This window comes from Bacteroidetes bacterium GWF2_43_63, assembly GCA_001769275.1.
Classification (GTDB): domain Bacteria; phylum Bacteroidota; class Bacteroidia; order Bacteroidales; family DTU049; genus GWF2-43-63.
Window position 1 is genome coordinate 1 of record MEOQ01000025.1, and the last position, 19,868, is coordinate 19,868.

Consider the following 19,868-nt stretch of genomic DNA (forward strand, 5'->3'; position numbering starts at 1 on the left):
CACCAAGTGATCGCCGGCAATCTCCTTGCGAGCACAAAGTTGTTCATTTTTTATTTAGGTTGCAAAACGCGTTTTGCTGGTGGTCTCAGGATGACAGCAACTTAAAGGGTCATTTTTAATTCAGGTTGCAAAGCGAGCTCTGTTGGATGTCTCAATATGACAGCGGGGCTCAATGTGACATTTGCTGGGGTAAAATGTCGGGATGCTTTGTAACTTTCGACTTCGGCAATGGTATATCAACTCAATAAAAAAGGCCGGACAATGCCGGCCTTTTTGAATATCTGCTATTGGAATTATTTATCTACGCGCATGCTGTAAAAGCTGCGATAAACAAAAATTAGAGCAATAACAACAAACAATGCTCCCACATACTTGGCAACACCTCTGAACGACTCACTGATGGCTATTTCCATAGCAAGAAGTCCAAACAATGTAGTAAACTTGATAATAGGATTGAGCGCCACTGAAGAAGTGTCTTTGAAAGGATCACCCACGGTATCACCCACTACCGAAGCAGCGTGAAGTTCCGTTCCCTTTTCTTTCAGATCAACCTCAATCACTTTTTTCGCGTTGTCCCATGCACCACCGGCATTGGCCATAAAAATCGCCTGGAAAAGTCCGAACAATGCAATTGAGATAAGATAGCTCACAAACATGGCAACCGGGGCATTATAGCCACCTTCGCCGGGAGCTGAGAGGAAAGCTATTCCAAGCGCAAAAGAGAAGATTACAATGAAGATATTGAACATTCCCTTCTGAGCATATTGGGTACAGATGGCAACCACCTGTCTCGATTTTTCGGTATCCGCTTTCTTAGGCGCATTCGGATCGAGATTAATGTTCTTTTTAATATACTCCACCGCACGACCTGCGCCGGTAGTTACAGCCTGAATTGAAGCACCGCTGAACCAGTAAACAACAGCACCGCCAAGGATGAATCCGAGGATTGAATATGGATTCAGAATACTGAGAATAGTTTCAGGGTCAACACCAAGCGCTTCTTTAATTACAAGAATCAATGAGAAAATCATGGTGGTAGCTCCAACAACAGCAGTACCAATCAACACGGGCTTTGCCGTTGCTTTGAATGTATTTCCTGCTCCATCGTTGGATTCAAGATAATGCTTCGATTTTTCGAAATCAGGTGTAAAGCCAAAATCCTTTTCAATTTCTTCCTTTACATTTGGTATTTCTTCGATGAGCGACAACTCGTAAATCGACTGAGCATTATCAGTAACGGGACCATAGCTGTCAACGGCAATGGTTACAGGGCCCATTCCAAGCATACCAAAAGCCACGAGGCCAAAAGCAAAAATGGATGGATACACCATGATGTCTCCCAGTCCGTACATGCTGGCAAAATATGCAATCGCCATTAAAACAACGAATACGAGGCCTTGCCAGAAAGCACTGAAGTTACCGGCAACAAGACCGGAAAGAATATTAAGCGAAGCACCCCCACGGCGCGAAGACTCAACTACCTCCTGCACGTGAGCAGATTTTGGACTGGTGAAAAGCTTTGTAAATTCAGGGATGAGTGCAGCTCCCAACGTTCCGGCAGAGATGATTACACTGAGTGTTATCCACAAATCGCCGGGCATATCTCCAATAATAATATAGCTGATCGCAAAAGTCACAAAGATTGAAAGAATTGAAGTAATCCAAACCAGCGAAGTGAGCGGTTTTTCAAAATCGAGCTCGTCAACATTGTGATAGCGGGCACGGCTGATAAGATTGTTTATTGCAAACGAAGCAACTGAAGTGATAATCATAAGTACGCGCATCACAAAAATCCAGGTTAGCAATTGCACCTGATAATCAACGTTTGTAATGGCCAAAAGAATGAATGAAACAAGAGCAACACCAGTTACGCCGTACGTTTCAAAACCATCTGCTGTAGGTCCAACGCTGTCACCGGCGTTATCGCCCACACAGTCGGCAATGGTACCAGGGTTGCGGGGATCATCTTCACCGATTTTGAAAATCACTTTCATAAGGTCGGAACCGATGTCAGCGATTTTGGTGAAAATACCACCGGCAATACGAAGCACCGAAGCACCAAGTGACTCACCAATGGCGAATCCAATAAAACTGGCCCCCGCATATTCGCCGGGAACAAACATAAGAATGATGAGCATGATTGTCAGCTCAAGGCTGATAAGCATGACACCGATACTCATACCAGCATTCAAAGGAATATTAAGAAGTTTAAGCGGTTTGCGCTCGAGCGAAGCAAAAGCCATTCTGGCATTGGCCAGTGTATTCATGCGGATTCCGAACCATGCAACTGCATAGGAACCTAAAATACCAACGATTGTCCAGCCAAGGATCATCAATACAGCACCAAAGCCGAATCCTTCGGAAAGAAATCCAAAATAGAATCCAACGGCAGAGCCGATGAAGATAAAAAGAATAACCAGAAATCTTCCCTGACGCAGGAGATAGGTTTTACTGGTTTCAAAAATTACCTGGGCCACATCGAGCATAGAGCTGTGTGCGCGCAGTTTCCGAACTTTAATAAACTGATACAATCCGAATAACATTCCGGCAAGAGTAACCAGAAAACCCCAATACAAAATAGTTGAATCCTTCATTCCATCAGGAACAACAAGGTCGGCTTCCCCCGCCAACGAAAGCATTGGTGCAGCCAAAAGAGCTGTAAGAATGGCAAACGCTTTTCTCATAAACACATTAATTTTAGGTGAGTGAAAATTTTTGCAAAAGTACTACATTATTCAATATAAACATATAATATGACATATGGCATAAATTATCCGCCCATTCAGCGCTTAAATAAACAAATACAACCATTGGCCAAACATAATATTCCATCGTCCGATGGCGACGAAGGAGTCTGAGGATATGGAATCGTTATGTTTGCAGCAAAACCGACGATTCCATATTCTCCCGATAGTCGAACGATGGAATATCGGTTTTCAGAGGTTGGGCGTAGTCTTATTAAAAATATTTGCTGGGTTGAGTCTCCAGACTCAGCCCAACAGATTTTCTATTTTAGACTACGCCCAGCCTATGATGTACAGCGAAAATTTTGCATTATCATGTCATTGGCAGTTATGAGTTCGTGAGATTCAAAACAGTTTACCAGCAACTCACAACTGGCTACTAATTTATATCTTTGCAATTCACAATACCCATATGCAGATATCAGACAGCAAAGCAGGAACAGGTTTCACAACCGAAGGCACTTGTGTCACCGTTGGCACTTTCGATGGGGTGCATCTCGGTCATTCTGAAATTTTGCGATTCCTGAAATCCGTTTCCATTCAAAACAAGCTTGACTCAGTGGTTTTTACATTCGGCACCCATCCGCGCTTTGTGCTTAAATCGGACTCCTCTGATCTCAAAATACTTTCAACTCCCGACGAAAAAGCTCAACTGATCAGCCGATTCGGAATTGATTACCTGTATGTTCAGGATTTCACTCCCGAATTTTCTTCGATGCAAGCGGAAAAATTTATTTCTGAAATCCTTGTTGGAAAATTAAAAATGAAAAGTCTGGTCGTAGGTCATGATCATTTGTTTGGTAAAGATCGGATCGGCAATTTCGCTTTACTTTCGGAGCTCAGCGACAAGTATGGATTTTCTTTGATTCAGATTCCGGCAATCAGTAATTCAGGGTTCAATATCAGTTCTACTAAAATCCGAAATCTATTATCCTCGGCCGATATTCAGATGGCCAATGACATGCTCGGGTACAATTATTCTTTTACCGGCGATGTGATAAAAGGGTTTGGAATCGGACGTGAACTCGGCTTCCCTACTGCTAATCTGAAGCTGCAGGATCCTCAAAAAATTCTGCCTGCGCCGGGAGTTTACATTATCAAAGCCATGCATGATTCCGAATCTTTCGAAGGCATAATCAACATCGGCAGCAGGCCAACCTTTGAAGGCAGCGGTATGCATATCGAAGCTCATCTTTTTGACTTCGATAAAATTGTTTACGACGATCAGCTTACTATAGAATTTCTGCTCTTTCTTCGCGAAGAAATTAAATTTAATTCGAGAGAAGAACTTGTTTCCCAGATACGAAAAGACCGCGATCGTGCGTTTAAGTATTTCGGAAGAATATGTTGAAACAGGTTATTCATATTGCATTGATTTTTATTCCAGCTTTGCTCGGAGCTCAGGAAATACCTGACTTTACACCTTCGGGAATATCGACTGCGATTGTTTATACCGATACAAACCAGATTGCCAGCAACACAGATATTGTTGAATACATCGACTTGTCGAGGCAAAAGCTAACCACAATTCCCAATGTGGTTTTTCAGTGTCCAAATCTGGTATATCTCGATCTGAAGCGAAATAAAATTGAAGAAATACCCGCTTCAATTATGCAGCTGAAAAAACTTCGGGTACTGAATCTTTCACGAAATCGCCTCGTCAGACTTCCAAAGGAAATCGGACAGCTATCTTCGTTGAAATCATTAATTCTGAATCAAAACGAAATTGTTGAGTTGCCTCGTGAAATCGGCCTGCTGAGCCATCTTGCCGTGTTGGATCTTTGGGGAAATCAACTTGACAAGCTGCCAAATGAAATCGGAAAACTCAGCGAAACGCTTCAATACCTCGATATGCGCGTTATTTACATGTCGCGCGAAAAACAGGAAGTCATTGAATTAATGCTGCCTGAAACCACCATATATTTCTCGCAGGGCTGCAATTGTAAAGATTAAGGAATTCGTTTATTTTTAAGTACCTTTGCTTTCCTATATTTTCGATCATGAAAGAACGTGAACATAAAAAAGTTGTCGCTGCAATTACCCATGGCGATGTGAACGGCATTGGCTATGAGGTCATATTGAAAACCCTGGCTGACAGTCGCCTGCTCGATTTTTGCGTGCCTGTCATTTATGGCAATTCGAAAGCAGCATCCTATCACCGCAAAACAATAACAGTCAGCGATTATCAACTCACATTGATCCGTGACCTTACGCAACTAAAAGCAGGGAAGCCATATATCGTCAATGTGATTAACGAAGAAATTAAAATTGAATTTGGAAAATCGGATCCGGTGTCCGGGCAGCTTGCACACAAAGCGCTTGAGATGGCCATTTCCGACATTGATGCGGGTAATGCCGATATTTTAGTTACTGCGCCCATCAACAAAAGCAATATTCAGTCAGAAACCTATCATTTTCCGGGTCACACGGAATATCTGGCTGAAAAATGCAAATCCAAGGATTATATGATGCTCATGATTAGTCCAAACCTCAGAATAGGTGTTGTGACCGGCCATGTCCCCGTGAATAAAATTTCATCGGAACTTTCCATTCAATTGATTGAGAAAAAACTGGCAATCCTCAATCATTCATTAAAATATGACTTTGGAATTTCAAATCCAAAAATAGCTGTACTTGGCCTCAATCCTCATGCCGGCGACGAAACTCTCCTCGGCGATGAAGAGAAAACAATCATAGAACCCGCAATCCGCAAGGCTTTCGAAAATCACATCAATGCTTTTGGACCATTTCCGTCAGACGGATTTTTTGGAAACGCAACATTCAGGAATTTCGATGCTGTTCTTGCCATGTATCATGATCAGGCAATGATTCCTTTTAAAGTTATGGCATTTGAAGATGGCGTGAATTTCACTGCAGGGCTGCCGATTATACGCACATCGCCAGACCATGGTACCGGTTATGATATTGCCGGCAAGAATATGGCCAGTTGTAATTCGTTCCGCAATGCGCTCTTACTTGGAGTTGAAATTTTTCACAACCGGCTCAATTACAATAACAACAAGTAATTCTGCACATGAAGTCCGTCCGATTTTCGGTTAATGATATCATCTCAATCTGCAAGGCTGAATGCCTGCTGAATGCCGAAAAAAAAATGCGGATTTCAGGGATTGTTACCGACAGCCGTCACATTGCTGAAGGAGAAAATGTTCTGTTTATTGCACTGAAGGGTGCACGACACAATGGACATCTGTTTTTACAAGAAGCCTACGACAAAGGAGTACGGACTTTCCTTGTTTCTGAAACTCCTGACAACCTTCAATATTTTCAGGATGCAGTTCTTTTAAAAACAAAAGACACACTGGCTTCACTCCAGGCACTGGCAGCTGCACACAGAGAAAAATTCAAAATTCCGGTTATTGCTATTACAGGCAGCAATGGCAAGACAATGGTTAAAGAATGGCTCTATCAGCTGCTTTCGCCAGACACCGACATTATTCGCAGCCCGAAAAGTTACAACAGTCAGGTCGGAGTCCCCTTATCTGTTTTTAATCTTGCCGACAATCATAAGCTTGCGATATTAGAGGCAGGCATCTCACAACCCGGTGAAATGCAGCATCTGGAAAAAATCATTCAGCCAACTGCAGGAATTTTTACCAATATTGGCACAGCGCATGATGAAAATTTCATCGACCACCGCCAAAAAGCAGCGGAGAAACTTCAGCTCTTTGTCAATTGTAAAAAACTAATTTATTGCTCCGATGATTTTGAAGTTGAGCAAAAGCTTATCAGCAGCGGGCTGAACAAAAAAGTTGAAATGATTTCGTGGGGCCGGAAAAACGATACCTGGCTTCAGGTGATTGATACTGCTACTGTCGCAAATGGCACCAATGTTACTGCAAAAAGAAATAATGAATCACTTGAAATTTTCATTCCTTTTATTGATAAGGCATCTGTAGAAAACATTATGCACTGCTGGGCATTCATGCTGTCCGAGAACATGCCTCAAAGCCTCATTGCAGAACGCATTCGCAAACTATCATCGATTGAAATGCGACTCGAACTTAAGGAAGGGAAAAACCGCTGTTCAATCATCAACGACAGTTACAATTCCGATATCAACTCACTTTCCATTGCCATTGATTTTATTGAAAAAAACAAGGAATACAACCGGAAGACCATCATTTTATCCGACATCCTTGAAAGTGGCCGCAAGAGCGAAGACCTGAGTGCTGAAATTGCACAACTAATCGCAAAACGAGGCATTAACCGGTTCATCGGTATTGGAGAAAACCTGTACAACAACAGCAGTAAATTTTCAGGCGAAGCATATTTTTTCAAAAGCACAGAAGATTTCCTGCAGAATTTTGAGCTAAGTACTTTCCGCGATGAAATGATACTGCTGAAAGGCGCACGCAGATACGGATTTGAGCGAATCAGCGCATTGATTGAAGACAAAGCGCACGAGACTATACTTGAAACAAATCTGAACGCACTCACACATAATATCAATTATTTCAAAAGCAAACTAACGCCTGAAACCCGCATCATGGCTATGGTTAAGGCATTTGCCTATGGCAGTGGTGCAGTTGAAATTGCCCGTCATCTTGAATATCACCGGTTTGATTATCTGGCGGTAGCCTATGCCGATGAAGGCGTAGCACTGCGAAATGCAGGTATCACACTCCCGATTATGGTCATGAGTCCGGAAGAAAATAATTATTATTTTTTATTCCGTCACAAACTAGAACCTGAAATTTATAGTTTCTCCACCCTTCAGAAACTAATCGAAAATATTGAGCTCTATTCTTCTTTTATCCCGCTTCCGGTGCAGATTCACATCAAGTTCGATTCCGGCATGCATCGGCTTGGATTTACAGAAAGTGATCAAAAGAAATTGTTTCTGATTTTAAATGAATATAGAAATTCTGTTCATGTCGCAACGGTGTTTTCTCACTTCACTTCCTCGGATGACGCATCGGAAAACGATTACACGGATTTGCAGCTGGAGCGTTTTGCAAAATTTTATTCTGAACTCGAAACAGCCATTGGATATCCGGTGCTGAAGCATATTTCAAATTCCGCAGCCATCCTTCGTTTCCCGCAAGCACATCTCGATATGGTTCGCTTGGGTATAGGCATGTATGGCATTGATCCGTCGGGGCTTCATTCAGGAGAATTATTGCCAGTGGTGTCACTCAAAACAAGGATTCTTCAGATAAAACAAATTGCCGCCGGTGAATCGGTAGGTTATTCGCGCAAAGCAAAATCAAACAACCCAAGAACCATCGCAACTCTTGCCATTGGCTATGCAGACGGGTTTCATCGCAATATGGGCAACGGTGTTTGGAATGTGTATATCAATGGTCAACCTGCACCCGTGATTGGAAATATCTGCATGGATATGTGCCTGGCTGACATCAGCGACATTCATGACGCGAAGGAAGGCGATCAGGTAGAAGTATTTGGCACCCACAATTCAGTTTCGGCCTATGCCGAAGCCATGGGGACCATTGCTTACGAAGCGCTGACCTCTGTTTCGGCCCGCGTCAAACGGATTTATATACAGAGAGATTAATCAAAAATATTATTTCAAAAATAAAAATTTAGCCATAAAAAAACCCGCACTGAGGCGGGTTTTGAATTCTGAAATATTGTTATTCAACATTTCCCTGAATGTGCAAGACAATCACTGATTTGTCAGGATCGTTCGTAATAACAGTAATGGTTTTATGCTGATTTCCTTTACGTCCGGTGGTATTAAAAACGATTTTAATTTCGCTTGATTCACCTTTTTTGAGAACTGTTTTTACAGGATCAGTTGCTGTACAACCGCAACTGGCCTTTGTTTTCAGAATCTTCAGTGTAGACTTTCCTGTATTTTGAAATTTAAAACTGTACTCAATGTTGTCACCATCTTTTGCTGTTACAAAATCAAACGACTCATTCTCGAAAAGAATATGAGGAGCCTTTTTCTTGTCTTTTTCTGTCATCCAGGAAAAATCCTGAACGATATTGGCGCTCACATACAACAGCTTTTCCGGCTGATCATCATCATCGGTGGTGAGGAAAAACTTGTCGAACACATAACCGTAATCAGCACGGGCCTTGGCGTCGTAAGTGATTATAATGGCGCTCTCCATATCGGGCTTAATAACAGCGTCCTTAATTTCAGCTTTAAGAAACAAAGGCAGATTGCTAAACTGAATGCTTAGCGGTTTTGTGCCGTTGTTGTATAATTTGAAAGTATCTATTTTGATGTCAATTTCTTTCAAATCCTGGAATGCCAGATGATTGGTTTTGAAATAAAGGTTCCCAATTTTGTTGGGATATTCATCGGCTTTTGATTTTGACTTGGGCGTCACTTCTCCTTTGATGGTGAGTACGATTGAGGCGTTGTCAGGATCATTGGTGGTAACTGTAATCGCCTTGTTGAATGGCCCCGGGCGACCGGCGGCATTGTAGGTGGCTTCAATTTTTCCGGTTCCGCCTGGCAAAATCGGATCTTTGGTATAGTCAGAGGCAGTGCAGCCGCAGCTTGGGCGAACAGCGGTAACGAGAAGCGTGTCGTTTCCTATGTTTGTGAATGTAAAAACACCTTTTGCCGCGCCATCAGCTTCCCTTATTTTTCCGTAATCATACACTTTTGACTGGAATTGAATGGTTGCCTTTTCCTGGGCAAAAGACAAAACTGACATTAACATCAGACATGATGTAATTATCAAAGTGCTCTTTTTCATTTTTGTATTCTCCTTTTAATTTTTACAAAGTTAGGTTTTTTTGTTAGTTCAACAATGGAATTCTGTCAAAATTTGCATTGTCGAAATTGCCGGAGCTCATTAGCAATATATTTGCCGGTTTTTTCAGATTTGCCCGGACAAAGTCAATCATAGCATCGGGATTTGTAAGAACACATATGTCATTTCTTTTAAAGCCATCACGGGTTTCGGCTTCAGAAAAGGGCTCCAGCTTTTTCAATTCAAAAGCATGCGGCGAGAAATATACAGCCGCTACATCGGCCTGATCGAGCGCATGGGCGTAGTGAGGAAGAAATTTCCTATTCATACTGCTAAACGTGTGCAGTTCGAAAACGGCAATCAGCTGCTCTTCGGGAAAACGGGATTTAACCGCATTGACCGTAGCTTTCAGCTTGCTCGGAGCATGTGCGAAATCACGAAAAATACGTAAGCCGCCCTCCTCATAAATAGTCTCCAGACGCCGCGCGGCGCCTTCGAATCCGGAAATGGCGGAGAAAAACGACTCATCGCTGATTCCAAGTCTGCGACACACTTCGAGCGCCGCTGACATGTTCAGCATATTATGTTCGCCAAAAACATTAACTGGTATAGGAACAGAACCGCATAATACTTTCACCTGATCATCAGCAATTATATGCGGAACGGCAGCATAAGGGACTTTTTCGGCAACACCTTTAAACTCCGACATCAGCTGAGCTACATTGTGATCGTTGCTGCACCAGATAATGCTGCCGTCATCGGGTACTGCTGAAACAAAGGTCCGGAAAGCATCAACATATTGTTCAAATTCAGGAAAGACATTGATGTGATCCCATTCAATGCCGCTTACAACCGCAATGTGCGGATGATAGTGATGAAATTTCGGACGTGGATCGAGGCAACTTGAAAGATATTCGTCGCCCTCAATAACAATCAGATCGTTTTTTTCATTGATCGAAACCATGACCTCGAACCCACGAACACGGCTTCCGACAAGGTAATCGAAAGGTCGTCCGCACTCTTTCAGCACATGCATAATCATCGAAGTGATGGTGGTTTTGCCATGCGAACCGCCGATTACCACACGTTTTTTATTCTGACTGGAACGATAAACAAATTCAGGAAAAGAAACCACATCGAGTCCCAGGTCCCTTGCCTTAATAAGCTCAGGATTATCAATCCGGGCATGCATCCCAAGAATTATCAGATCTATGTCGCGTGTGATTGCATCTGGATTCCAGTTATAATCAGCGCCAATCAGATCATATCGTCTGAGATTGGATAGTGCCGGATCAAAAATTTCATCGTCGGATCCTGATACTTTATTTCCGTTGAGGTGCAGTGCAATGGCCAGTTGATGCATGGCTGCCCCGCCGATAGCAATAAAATGAATTCTCATCCCTGTTTATTTATCAAGCAAACGTTTGTCAACAACAAGGAAATAATAACCATCTTCAAGTGCCAGATACCCCTGATCGTAGATGAAGTAATAGGTGGTGCCCTTTTGCGTTGTATAGCTATGTGTACTATATCTGAATGAAAATCCCTTTGACAACAGCTTGTCCTTATGAATTTTGGTTTTCCCCTCGGGGTTAAGTTCTGTCAACACCCGGCGATTTTTACGCAGCTGATTGTTGATATTTCTCACCAGGTTGGTTGAATCGCTGTTCATCCTGTTGTTGAACGTGTTGCGGCACTGATCGCTGCAGAATTTTTTATCAGCTCTACCCAGCAGGGTTTCACCGCATTCAAGACACAATTTATCACTCATGATTAATGTATTTCATCTTACAAAAAGGACCGCTTCTATTAAAAAACGGTCCCTAAAAGTACAAATATTTTTAATTATCTCAGAATGGTCAAAGTTCCCTGATATTCATTTTCCATTTCCACACCATAGGTGTAAATGTAATAATAAGTACCATCTGCGAAATCTTCACCATCAAAGTCATTCATGTATGATTCACCTTCACTTTCCCAGATTTTTTTACCCCAGCGATTAAAGATCTGCAGGTGGCCTGGAATGCTTTCGGCGTTTTTAATTTCGAATACATCGTTGAGGCCATTTCCATCAGGAGTTATTACATTGTAAAATTTAGGTTCGGCAATAATCTCAACCGTTTTATATGCCGTATCGAGGCAACCGTCAGCGGATGAGACAACCAGCATGACATTATAAATATCATTGGTGGTATAGGAATGCGTAACAATCGGAGCAGAAAGAGAAGTTGCGCCATCTCCAAAATCCCAGAACCAATCAGCAACTCCAGTACTGGAACTACCGAAGGCAATTTCAGGATCTACAATGGATGTAATTTCAGGTGTGGCTGTTATACTGGCAATTGGCTGATTGAAAACATTGATATGATTGGAATAGGTCACAGTATCATCGCATCCCTGAGCTGTTGTCACAATAAGTGATACATCGAACAATCCGGCAGCATTGTATGTATGCGATGGATTCTGCGACAGAGATGTGGTCATGTCGCCAAAATTCCATTGCCAGACAGAACCGGGAGGACTTGAAAGATCTGTGAAATTTACGGGCAGCGGCTGACAACCTTCGTGGTCATCTGCACTAAATGCTGCAGTGGGCGCCTGCATCACAACAACTGTATCATACGTTGCCGGACTGGTACAACCACTGTCGGTTACTTCAAGGCTCACCCACATGGTTCCACCGGTAGGCCACTGAAGGTTGTAAGGACCAGCTCCGGAACCGCTCAAAACACTGGCTCCACTGAAAAGCCAGTTGAAAGTGGCCGACGACGACGCACCTGTATAAGTAATTGTAGAGAAATTGTCTGAACAAACAGGTGACGTAACAGAAAAGTCTGAAGTGGGCACGGAAACAACATTTACAAAAACGCTGTCAATAGCAGTCAGACCACTCACTGTATCGGTGATTTCAACAACATACCAGGTGTCGGCAGTAGGTATAATCTGTGGCGGATCGAAAACGGTGGGACCATGATCCCACTCCACCAAAACATTTGCAGGACACAAAATTTCTACATTATCGAGCCCCCAGTGGTCGTTGCTTAGACTTGTGTATGCCTGCTGAATCCAGCGGAAACGAGTTGCTGAGGTCTGAGCAGCAGCCGGAATGGGGAATGAATAATTTGCCCAGACAGTAAAAGGAGTGTTATTATTAGTTATGGAGCTGTTATCGGTGCCAGGAAGAATTGCATTAGGCAGTATAACCCCATCAGCTCTAAAATAAGCTATATCAACCCAGGTTGCCCCTGCATCAATTGAATACTGAATCGTGACACCTTCATCCATCTCATCAATTCCTTCACACGGTGAAGATTGAGATTGAATTGCATATTTCATGTCGAATGAAATTTCACATGCTCCGTTAACATTAAAATCAACCGTGGTTAACGTACGGGGAATAGGTACTGCAGAACCCATCCACAAATAAATAGTGCCATCGGAAGTGGGATTGCATGGGTTAGAAAATGTAACCCCGGTTGTAGCCACCCAACCAACACCAGCTGTTCCGTTATTAAAATCATTATACATCAGATACCCACAGGCTCCGGCCGAAGAGAGTGTCACCGGATCACCTTCACAAACGGTGGTTGGATAAGCAGAGGCAACCACTGAGCATTGCCCGTATAGATTAGCACTATAAAGTCCTGTCAGAGCAAAAAACAATACTACAAATACATTTTTCATAGTCTGTTTTATTTTTGACTAATCATCAAATTGATTAATTCAAATTTCGTAAGTGTTGAAGAAGGGTCCTTATAATTCAGAAAACGGCTGAAAATGGTCAACGTTTTATCACCAAAGGTAAAACACCGTCCCTCGATACTTGAATTAGCCGGTACCGAAACCGCCCTGTGATGCTCCGGAGAAAGTCTGTCGCCACAATTAAAACAAGAGCCATTGTAATACATCTGGTTATCCCATTCAGCCACAATATCCCCGTCATTGGTGTTTTCAAGCTTCAACAATATATGTTCACGGAAAAATCCATTCGCAGTGTCATTACACTCGGTAACCTTATAGTAGAAATTCACGCCTTCAACCTCATAAAGATACTCCCAATTACCAGAACGCTTAAATTCGACATCCTGAGAATACACATTATTGACGGCTATAACCGAAAACAAGACTAGTAGAGAAAATAATCCCCTCAAAAGTTGTTTCATATAGAAAATTTTAAATTTAGATGATTCCTGAGTCAAAACGTTTAAAACGCTTTGCAAATTTAAGCGAAAATACCTTCAATTCAACAATAAAACCGTTTCTGGATCACGTTTAACAAAGTGAAAAATCGTCAAACTGCAGTCAAAAAACTCAACAAACAATTAACTACCTTGGCAAAGCCCTGATTAAATACCACTTAGACCAGCCAAACAAATCATTCTACTCTTTCCGCAGAAGTCGGTTCTCTCCTTAATGTTCAGTCCATTTATTTTTGCTAAATCCTGAAACAAATATCTCGTCAATGGGTTGATTTCGAAATAAATAGCACTTGAATCAGTTTTAAAAACATCTACAATCCGGCGATAAAACAGCAAAGGATCTTCATCGGGCACAAACAGGGCACTCCCAGGCTCATACTTTTTCACCCTTTCATCCATCGATGTTTTCTCACTTTCAAGCACATATGGCGGGTTGCTTACAACAATCAGCTTCTTTAGCGGATTTACCGGACATTTTTCAGTAAGAATATCCAGCTTCAACCATTTCACATCCAATCCGCATGATACCGCATTTTTTGACGAAAGGGCCAGCGCGGATTCCGAAATATCGATGCCGGTCACAGTTGCGCCGGGCATTCTGCTCTTGAGTGCCAGTGCCAGGCAACCACTTCCCGAGCCGATATCAATAATTTCGAGCTGGTATTGCTCCGCCTCATGATTTTCAATCAGCCATTCTGCCAGCTCTTCGGTTTCAGGGCGAGGAATCAGGACTCCGGGTGCTACCATCAGTTCCAATCCGCAAAACCAGGTTTTACCCAGCACATATTGAACTGGTTCATTGTTTAACAACCGGTCGAAACACTGTTGGATCTGACCAAGCATTTGCGGATCATCTATTTTACCCCCGATCCCATACAAGCCGGCGCGGGTTGTATGCAACAGATCAGACAGCAATAACTCTGCAACAGATTTTCCTTCGGATGGATCAGAGTATAAGTCGCCAAGGGCCGAACCGATTTTCGAAATGATTTCGCGGATGGTTGCTGGTTTCATATTTACAAATATAATCAAAATGTATCAAATGTTTGAAAAAAGCAACCCTCGCAGGTTCGCAACCCGGCGAGGGTTTTACGAAACAATTTCTTACTTTCGCATCATGAATACTGATGAACAGTACATGCATCGATGCCACCAACTGGCCGAAAACGGCTTCGGCAAGACCGAGCCGAATCCCTACGTGGGCGCTGTAATTGTGCATCAGGGAAAAATCATTGGAGAAGGCTTTCATGAGCGGTTCGGCGGGCCTCATGCCGAAGTAAATGCAATTGCCTCTGTTTTCGAAAAACATCTGTTGAAAGAAAGTACGTTGTATGTGAATCTGGAACCTTGCTCACATCATGGCAAAACGCCTCCCTGTGCAGATTTGATCATTCAAATGGGAATCCCGCAGGTCGTGGTTGCCATGCAGGATCCCAATGTACTTGTTTCGGGCAACGGAATAAAAAAACTCCGCGCTGCCGGAATTCAGGTGAAAACAGGCATCCTCGAAGAAGAAGCAAAATGGCTGAATCGTCGCTTTGTGACTTTTCATACTCAAAAAAGGCCCTATATCATTCTAAAATGGGCGCAAACCAAAGACGGATTCATCGATATAGACCGCAGCGACCCGGCCGCAATACAAAAAGACAACTGGATTACCGGACCGGAACTGAAAACACTGGTTCATCGCTGGCGAACGCAGGAACAGGCAATCCTGATTGGTTACAACACGCTGGTGAACGACAATCCTCAGCTTACCGTGCGTGAATGGACCGGCCGGAATCCGCAGCGAATCCTCGTTGCAGACACTCTCCCGGATGAGCATTACAATATTTTCGGCAACGATCAGAAAACGATTGTTTTCAATCCGATTCAGAATTCAATCACTGAAAAAGCTGAATACATCAAACTTGACTTTGATAAAGATCTTTTGAAAAATATCCTGAACGGACTTTTTGAAAAAAACATCAGCAGCGTCATGATTGAAGGCGGACGACAAATTCTCGAATCCTTTATCAGCAGCGGGCTTTGGGATGAAGCACGCGTTCTGATCGGCAATAAGATGTTCGGGAAAGGGCTCCCGGCGCCGGTTTTAAAAGCGAAGACTGAAATCGGGCGAAAAGAATTTGATAAAGATTTAATGCAGATTTTTAAAAACAACCAACTATGATCTGGCTGATACTGGCGCTTATAACGTCAACCCTCATCATGGTTTGCTTCAAACTGTTTCCGAAGTTCGGTATTAATACACTTCAGGCAATTGCGACAAATTACATCGTGGCATTTATTGCCGGATGGATGACTGTGAATCCGGATGGAGTTCAATCTTTAGCTACAGCTGATTGGTTTCCGCTCAGCATAGCATCAGGCGTTTTGCTGGTTCTAACGTTTTTTGTTTTCGCAAGTTCAACCGCCAAAGTCGGCATTGCCATTACCTCAGTTAGCAGTAAAATGTCGGTATTGATTCCGGTAACGCTCGGATTCCTTGTGTTTGGCGAATCCATGCAGGCTCTTAAAATTGCGGGCATCATTATTTCGTTGCCGGCATTCTATTTCATTTTTAAAAGAAATGAACATTTTTATTTAAAAAGTGCTTTGCTTTTTCTACCAATCCTACTGTTTCTTGGCAATGGCACCAACGATTCATTGCTAAAAACCGCACAATACTTTTATCTGCGCGGCGACGATGATCTGGTGCGTTATCTCACCGCCGCATTTGGAATTGCCTTCGGCATCAGCATTTTGCTTGTGACTTTCAACTGCATTCGCAATAAAAAAAATATTGAATTAAAAAGTATTTTGGCCGGGATCCTGCTCGGGCTGCTGAATTGGTACTCCACGCTGTTTTTTCTGAAAGGCCTCACCCTGGTTGATGTCACTGTTTTTATACCCGTGTTCAATGCCGGGATTGTCTGTCTGGGAGCCGTCACCGGATTGGTTTTCTTCAAAGAAAAAATGGGCGGCTGGAATATTTTCGGGCTGGGGCTGGCTGTGGTGGCCATTATACTAATTGCACTCGGAAATGGCTGATGTTTTTCTGACCATACAAAAACCCGCGCAAGCCACATTCAAAGACCGAAACAGCCGGTTTATCGGGCTCGTATTTCCGGTTGACAACGAGACACAGGTAAAGGAAATTCAGGCGCAGCTGCGCAAGGAATACTATGATGCACGGCATCATTGTTTCGCCTACATACTCGGATTTGAAAAAGAAATTTTTCGCGCCAACGACGACGGAGAGCCCTCGGGCAGTGCAGGAAAACCCATTCACAATCAATTGCTGTCGTCAGGAGTAACCAATGTACTTGCAGTAGTGGTGCGCTATTTCGGAGGTACAAAGCTGGGAGTGCCCGGACTTATCCATGCCTATAAAACCGCCACCAGTCTTGCGCTCGACGAAGCCGGAATTGTTGAAAAACATACCGCCCGCACATTGCAACTAAGTTTCACATATCCCGAAATAAATACGGTGATGCAAATTGTGCAAACCGATGGCGTAAAAATTCAGAGCCAGATTTTCGACAACAATTGCTCCATGGAGCTCCTGGCGCGGGAATCCATCATCAACATCATTTCATCGAAACTTGAAAAAGCCGGCATTACCTGCGAGATTAGTAGTGGGTTGATGGTTTTTTGAACAGCCCATTTTATTATTTTTCAAAATTGCATTGATCTACTTTTAACAACTAATTTCTATAAAATAATTTGCTTTTCATATTTATTTGGTTAATTTTACCGCGATATTTATATTTAGTTATTAAATCATTCTATCATGAGACAAATTTCGTTGATTTTTCTCGTGTTCCTAGCAATTCAGACTGCAGGACAAGGCACCGGCGCCATCCGGTTCAATCCCATAAGTGACAGCACTTTTAATAAATATATTCAAGCCTGGCCCTGCTATGCAGAAACAGAGGACGTGAAAATTGATGTTTCGGGTCTTTATTCATCCGATATGCGGATTTATCTGAAACAAAAAACCACGTTAGTAATTCAGTCATCTGACGCAGAAAAATGCCTGTCATTATTAACGCTGCCTCTCAGTCTGGATCCTGCTGCCAGCATAATTGCCCCTCTCAACGAAAAGCTATCCTGCGACTGGAGCGGCATCAGAAATCAGACGCTCGATGCAACATTGATCAGAGATCACAAATCAAGGCCACTAAAACTGGATGTGAATGTGCGTCCGGTTGAAACCGGAAGTTACAAATACGGCGTAAGCCAGATTGTGCCGGAGCATGTGATTTATGGCGAAAACGACTATTACGATTACACTATAAAAGAGGATCTGATGCCGGGCGACACTTTGATTTTTGAAATATCATATAATGTTGCTTTGGCGGAAAACATTGACAAATTACTGAATTTTCGTTACTTCTTCCATCGGAATTATCCGATCCGCAAAGCTTCACTTGAACTCGATATTTTGAAATCGGTGTGGTTTGAATGCGAAACATTCAATTTCAGCCAGCCCGACACCATCTATACCGTTGATGCCTCGAAAAAATATTTATTTAGTTTCAGCAATCTCTCGGGTGCTTTTTCTGAGCCAAACATTTATGCCTGGCGTGAATTGCCCTATGCATTAATCATTCTTCATCCGGTGAATTTTTCGTACACCATTCCAAACACGCTTGAGGAAAAACCAATTCCTCAGTACGCAATTTTTGCCGAATACAGGGATTATACGGGCCGGTCGATTCGCCTGGATATCAGTCAGGGCGTAAATAACAAAGAATCCATTGGGATGCGGCGCTTTCTTGAAAAACACAAAAAAAACAATGTGACCAGAGAAAGCATCATTGAAAATGTTGCTGAAATCCACAACAGCATTGCGGGTTCTTTTATTTACAGCAATGATTCAGACTATTACAAAAACGAAATAACATCCGGGTCCAATTACGGAGAATCGACCAAAGCCGGCGTCCTGCGCGAATTTTTTCGCTTTGAGCCCTATAAATATATGCTGGAAGATTTCAAACTCTTGTATTATTTTGGATTTCTTTCAGATAAACGAAGCGGATTAATCTCAAAGCAATATATCACTCCGATATCGCAGGACGACTATCTACTGCTGATTTTACGCGATTCAGTGCATTATGATATTATCTATCCGAAACTGCAAAACACCGGATATTATTACAATGAACTTCCCTTCTACTACGAAGGAACAGACATAGCATCGGTACATTATACCGATTATTATCTCGACCCCAAAAATCAGCGAGCTTTGCCCGACACCCTCTACATTTCTAAAACGCCTAAATCAGGAATTCTTGACAACACGCGGAAATTTACGATACTCGCAACCGTTTCAACTGCAGAAAAAAAGATTGGTTTTAAAGGCCGGGGAACGCTCTCCGGACAATTCTCGACACTCAGCCGCGGATCTTATTTACACAACGAAGTTCATCCGTTTGTTGATTCAGCCTACGCGCAGCGCATATTTGACATTCCGGATGCGGTGCTGATTGGCAAACCCATTTACACGCCTTCGGTTGAAAAACCATTTCGCTTTGGGATCGATTGCAGCTATCAAACGCCTTTGAAAACCGAATCGGAAAACATTCAAATCAACCTCCGCGACTGGTTTCCGTACATACTGCCAAATCCCGGCGCACAACAAAGGACTACGAGTTTATACACGGATTTTCTATTCACCGACACTTTTGTGTATCAGCTTTCGTTCGATCAGGATGTTGTTTTATCCAATGTCCCCGTGTCGTTTAATATTGATAACGGCTATGGCAAATTCATTTTCAGCATTACTGAGTCCAACAGCAAGACGTTCACTATTTCAGCACAATTGATTGTCAACCATGAAATGCTGCGGCCTGACAAGATTCACTTTTTAAATGAAATCGCTGCAGCGGTGAATGAAATTGATAATACCATTTTGGAATTCAGAAAAAAATAGCACTGCAAGGCCTTGAGCAATCTAATGACAACTGACAGGTCTATCGTCTGAAACATAGATCAGATAAAGGCTGCATAGTAATAAACTTCGGGCAAAACAGCCTTAATGAAATGAAAAAGCTTCTCCTGACTTCGCCACTGGGACACCCATGTTTTTTTCTGAAGTTTTTGAGGAAATTCATCCAATAAAAACAAAGGAAGAGTGTAAATACTTATTGTGAATTTTTCCTGACCTGCAGCGCAGGTCAAACAATAATAGCCCGGCCATTCTGGCCGGGTAAAAGATAGAACAAAAACCGACCTCGGAGAGGTCG

16 protein-coding genes are annotated in these 19,868 nt (G+C 42.7%); 8 read left to right on the plus strand and 8 right to left on the minus strand.

Going from position 1 to position 19,868, the window contains the following annotated elements:
* Nucleotides 1-293: 293 nt before the first annotated feature.
* Nucleotides 294-2,684 (minus strand): sodium-translocating pyrophosphatase, encoded by a 2,391-nt coding sequence (locus A2W93_01050; GenBank protein ID OFY54702.1) that lies wholly within the window; start codon nt 2,682-2,684, stop codon nt 294-296.
* Between the two features lie 472 nt (nt 2,685-3,156).
* On the opposite strand from A2W93_01050, the gene A2W93_01055 reads away from it, so the two are divergent.
* From A2W93_01055 to A2W93_01070, 4 genes are read left to right on the plus strand one after another with little or no spacing between them, the layout of a single operon-like run.
* Nucleotides 3,157-4,095, plus strand: coding sequence for a riboflavin biosynthesis protein RibF (locus A2W93_01055; protein ID OFY54703.1), 939 nt, complete (start codon nt 3,157-3,159; stop codon nt 4,093-4,095).
* Nucleotides 4,089-4,697, plus strand: coding sequence for a hypothetical protein (locus A2W93_01060; protein OFY54704.1), 609 nt, complete (start codon nt 4,089-4,091; stop codon nt 4,695-4,697). Before A2W93_01055 ends, A2W93_01060 begins: the two co-directional genes overlap by 7 nt.
* A gap of 47 nt (nt 4,698-4,744) precedes the next feature.
* On the plus strand, nt 4,745-5,770 hold the full coding sequence (locus A2W93_01065; GenBank protein ID OFY54705.1) for a 4-hydroxythreonine-4-phosphate dehydrogenase PdxA: 1,026 nt from the start codon (nt 4,745-4,747) through the stop codon (nt 5,768-5,770).
* An 8-nt stretch (nt 5,771-5,778) separates the two neighbouring features.
* Nucleotides 5,779-8,280 (plus strand): hypothetical protein, encoded by a 2,502-nt coding sequence (locus A2W93_01070; GenBank protein ID OFY54706.1) that lies wholly within the window; start codon nt 5,779-5,781, stop codon nt 8,278-8,280.
* 79 nt (nt 8,281-8,359) lie between these two features.
* Here the strand turns inward: A2W93_01070 and A2W93_01075 are convergent, their stop codons facing one another.
* From A2W93_01075 to A2W93_01100, 6 genes are all read right to left on the minus strand, one after another.
* Nucleotides 8,360-9,442 carry a hypothetical protein gene (locus A2W93_01075; GenBank protein ID OFY54707.1) on the minus strand — a complete coding sequence of 361 codons (1,083 nt, stop codon included), beginning with the start codon at nt 9,440-9,442 and terminating at the stop codon, nt 8,360-8,362.
* Nucleotides 9,443-9,485: 43 nt separating this feature from the next.
* Nucleotides 9,486-10,838 carry a peptidoglycan synthetase gene (locus A2W93_01080; GenBank protein OFY54708.1) on the minus strand — a complete coding sequence of 451 codons (1,353 nt, stop codon included), beginning with the start codon at nt 10,836-10,838 and terminating at the stop codon, nt 9,486-9,488.
* Between the two features lie 6 nt (nt 10,839-10,844).
* A complete protein-coding gene (locus tag A2W93_01085; GenBank protein ID OFY54709.1) occupies nt 10,845-11,210 on the minus strand; it encodes a hypothetical protein in 366 nt (121 codons plus the stop codon).
* A 74-nt stretch (nt 11,211-11,284) separates the two neighbouring features.
* Nucleotides 11,285-13,123: a hypothetical protein gene (locus A2W93_01090; protein ID OFY54710.1), complete on the minus strand. Its 1,839-nt coding sequence runs from the start codon at nt 13,121-13,123 to the stop codon at nt 11,285-11,287.
* Between the two features lie 8 nt (nt 13,124-13,131).
* Nucleotides 13,132-13,638 (minus strand): hypothetical protein, encoded by a 507-nt coding sequence (locus A2W93_01095; GenBank protein OFY54711.1) that lies wholly within the window; start codon nt 13,636-13,638, stop codon nt 13,132-13,134.
* A gap of 147 nt (nt 13,639-13,785) precedes the next feature.
* The gene (locus A2W93_01100; GenBank protein ID OFY54712.1) at nt 13,786-14,652 is read right to left on the minus strand and encodes a hypothetical protein; all 867 of its coding nucleotides are present in this window, start codon (nt 14,650-14,652) and stop codon (nt 13,786-13,788) included.
* 103 nt (nt 14,653-14,755) lie between these two features.
* Here A2W93_01100 and A2W93_01105 point away from each other — a divergent pair, with 103 nt between their 5' ends.
* The 4 genes from A2W93_01105 (at nt 14,756) to A2W93_01120 (ending at nt 19,555) form a co-directional block, all read left to right on the plus strand.
* Nucleotides 14,756-15,808: a riboflavin biosynthesis protein RibD gene (locus tag A2W93_01105; GenBank protein OFY54717.1), complete on the plus strand. Its 1,053-nt coding sequence runs from the start codon at nt 14,756-14,758 to the stop codon at nt 15,806-15,808.
* The gene (locus A2W93_01110; protein OFY54713.1) at nt 15,805-16,668 is read left to right on the plus strand and encodes a hypothetical protein; all 864 of its coding nucleotides are present in this window, start codon (nt 15,805-15,807) and stop codon (nt 16,666-16,668) included. Before A2W93_01105 ends, A2W93_01110 begins: the two co-directional genes overlap by 4 nt.
* Nucleotides 16,661-17,275: a hypothetical protein gene (locus A2W93_01115; protein OFY54714.1), complete on the plus strand. Its 615-nt coding sequence runs from the start codon at nt 16,661-16,663 to the stop codon at nt 17,273-17,275. Before A2W93_01110 ends, A2W93_01115 begins: the two co-directional genes overlap by 8 nt.
* Before the next feature lie 135 nt (nt 17,276-17,410).
* Nucleotides 17,411-19,555: a hypothetical protein gene (locus A2W93_01120; GenBank protein ID OFY54715.1), complete on the plus strand. Its 2,145-nt coding sequence runs from the start codon at nt 17,411-17,413 to the stop codon at nt 19,553-19,555.
* 59 nt (nt 19,556-19,614) lie between these two features.
* Here A2W93_01120 and A2W93_01125 read toward each other — a convergent pair whose 3' ends face one another.
* Nucleotides 19,615-19,803: a hypothetical protein gene (locus tag A2W93_01125; protein ID OFY54716.1), complete on the minus strand. Its 189-nt coding sequence runs from the start codon at nt 19,801-19,803 to the stop codon at nt 19,615-19,617.
* Between the last annotated feature and the right edge of the window lie 65 nt (nt 19,804-19,868).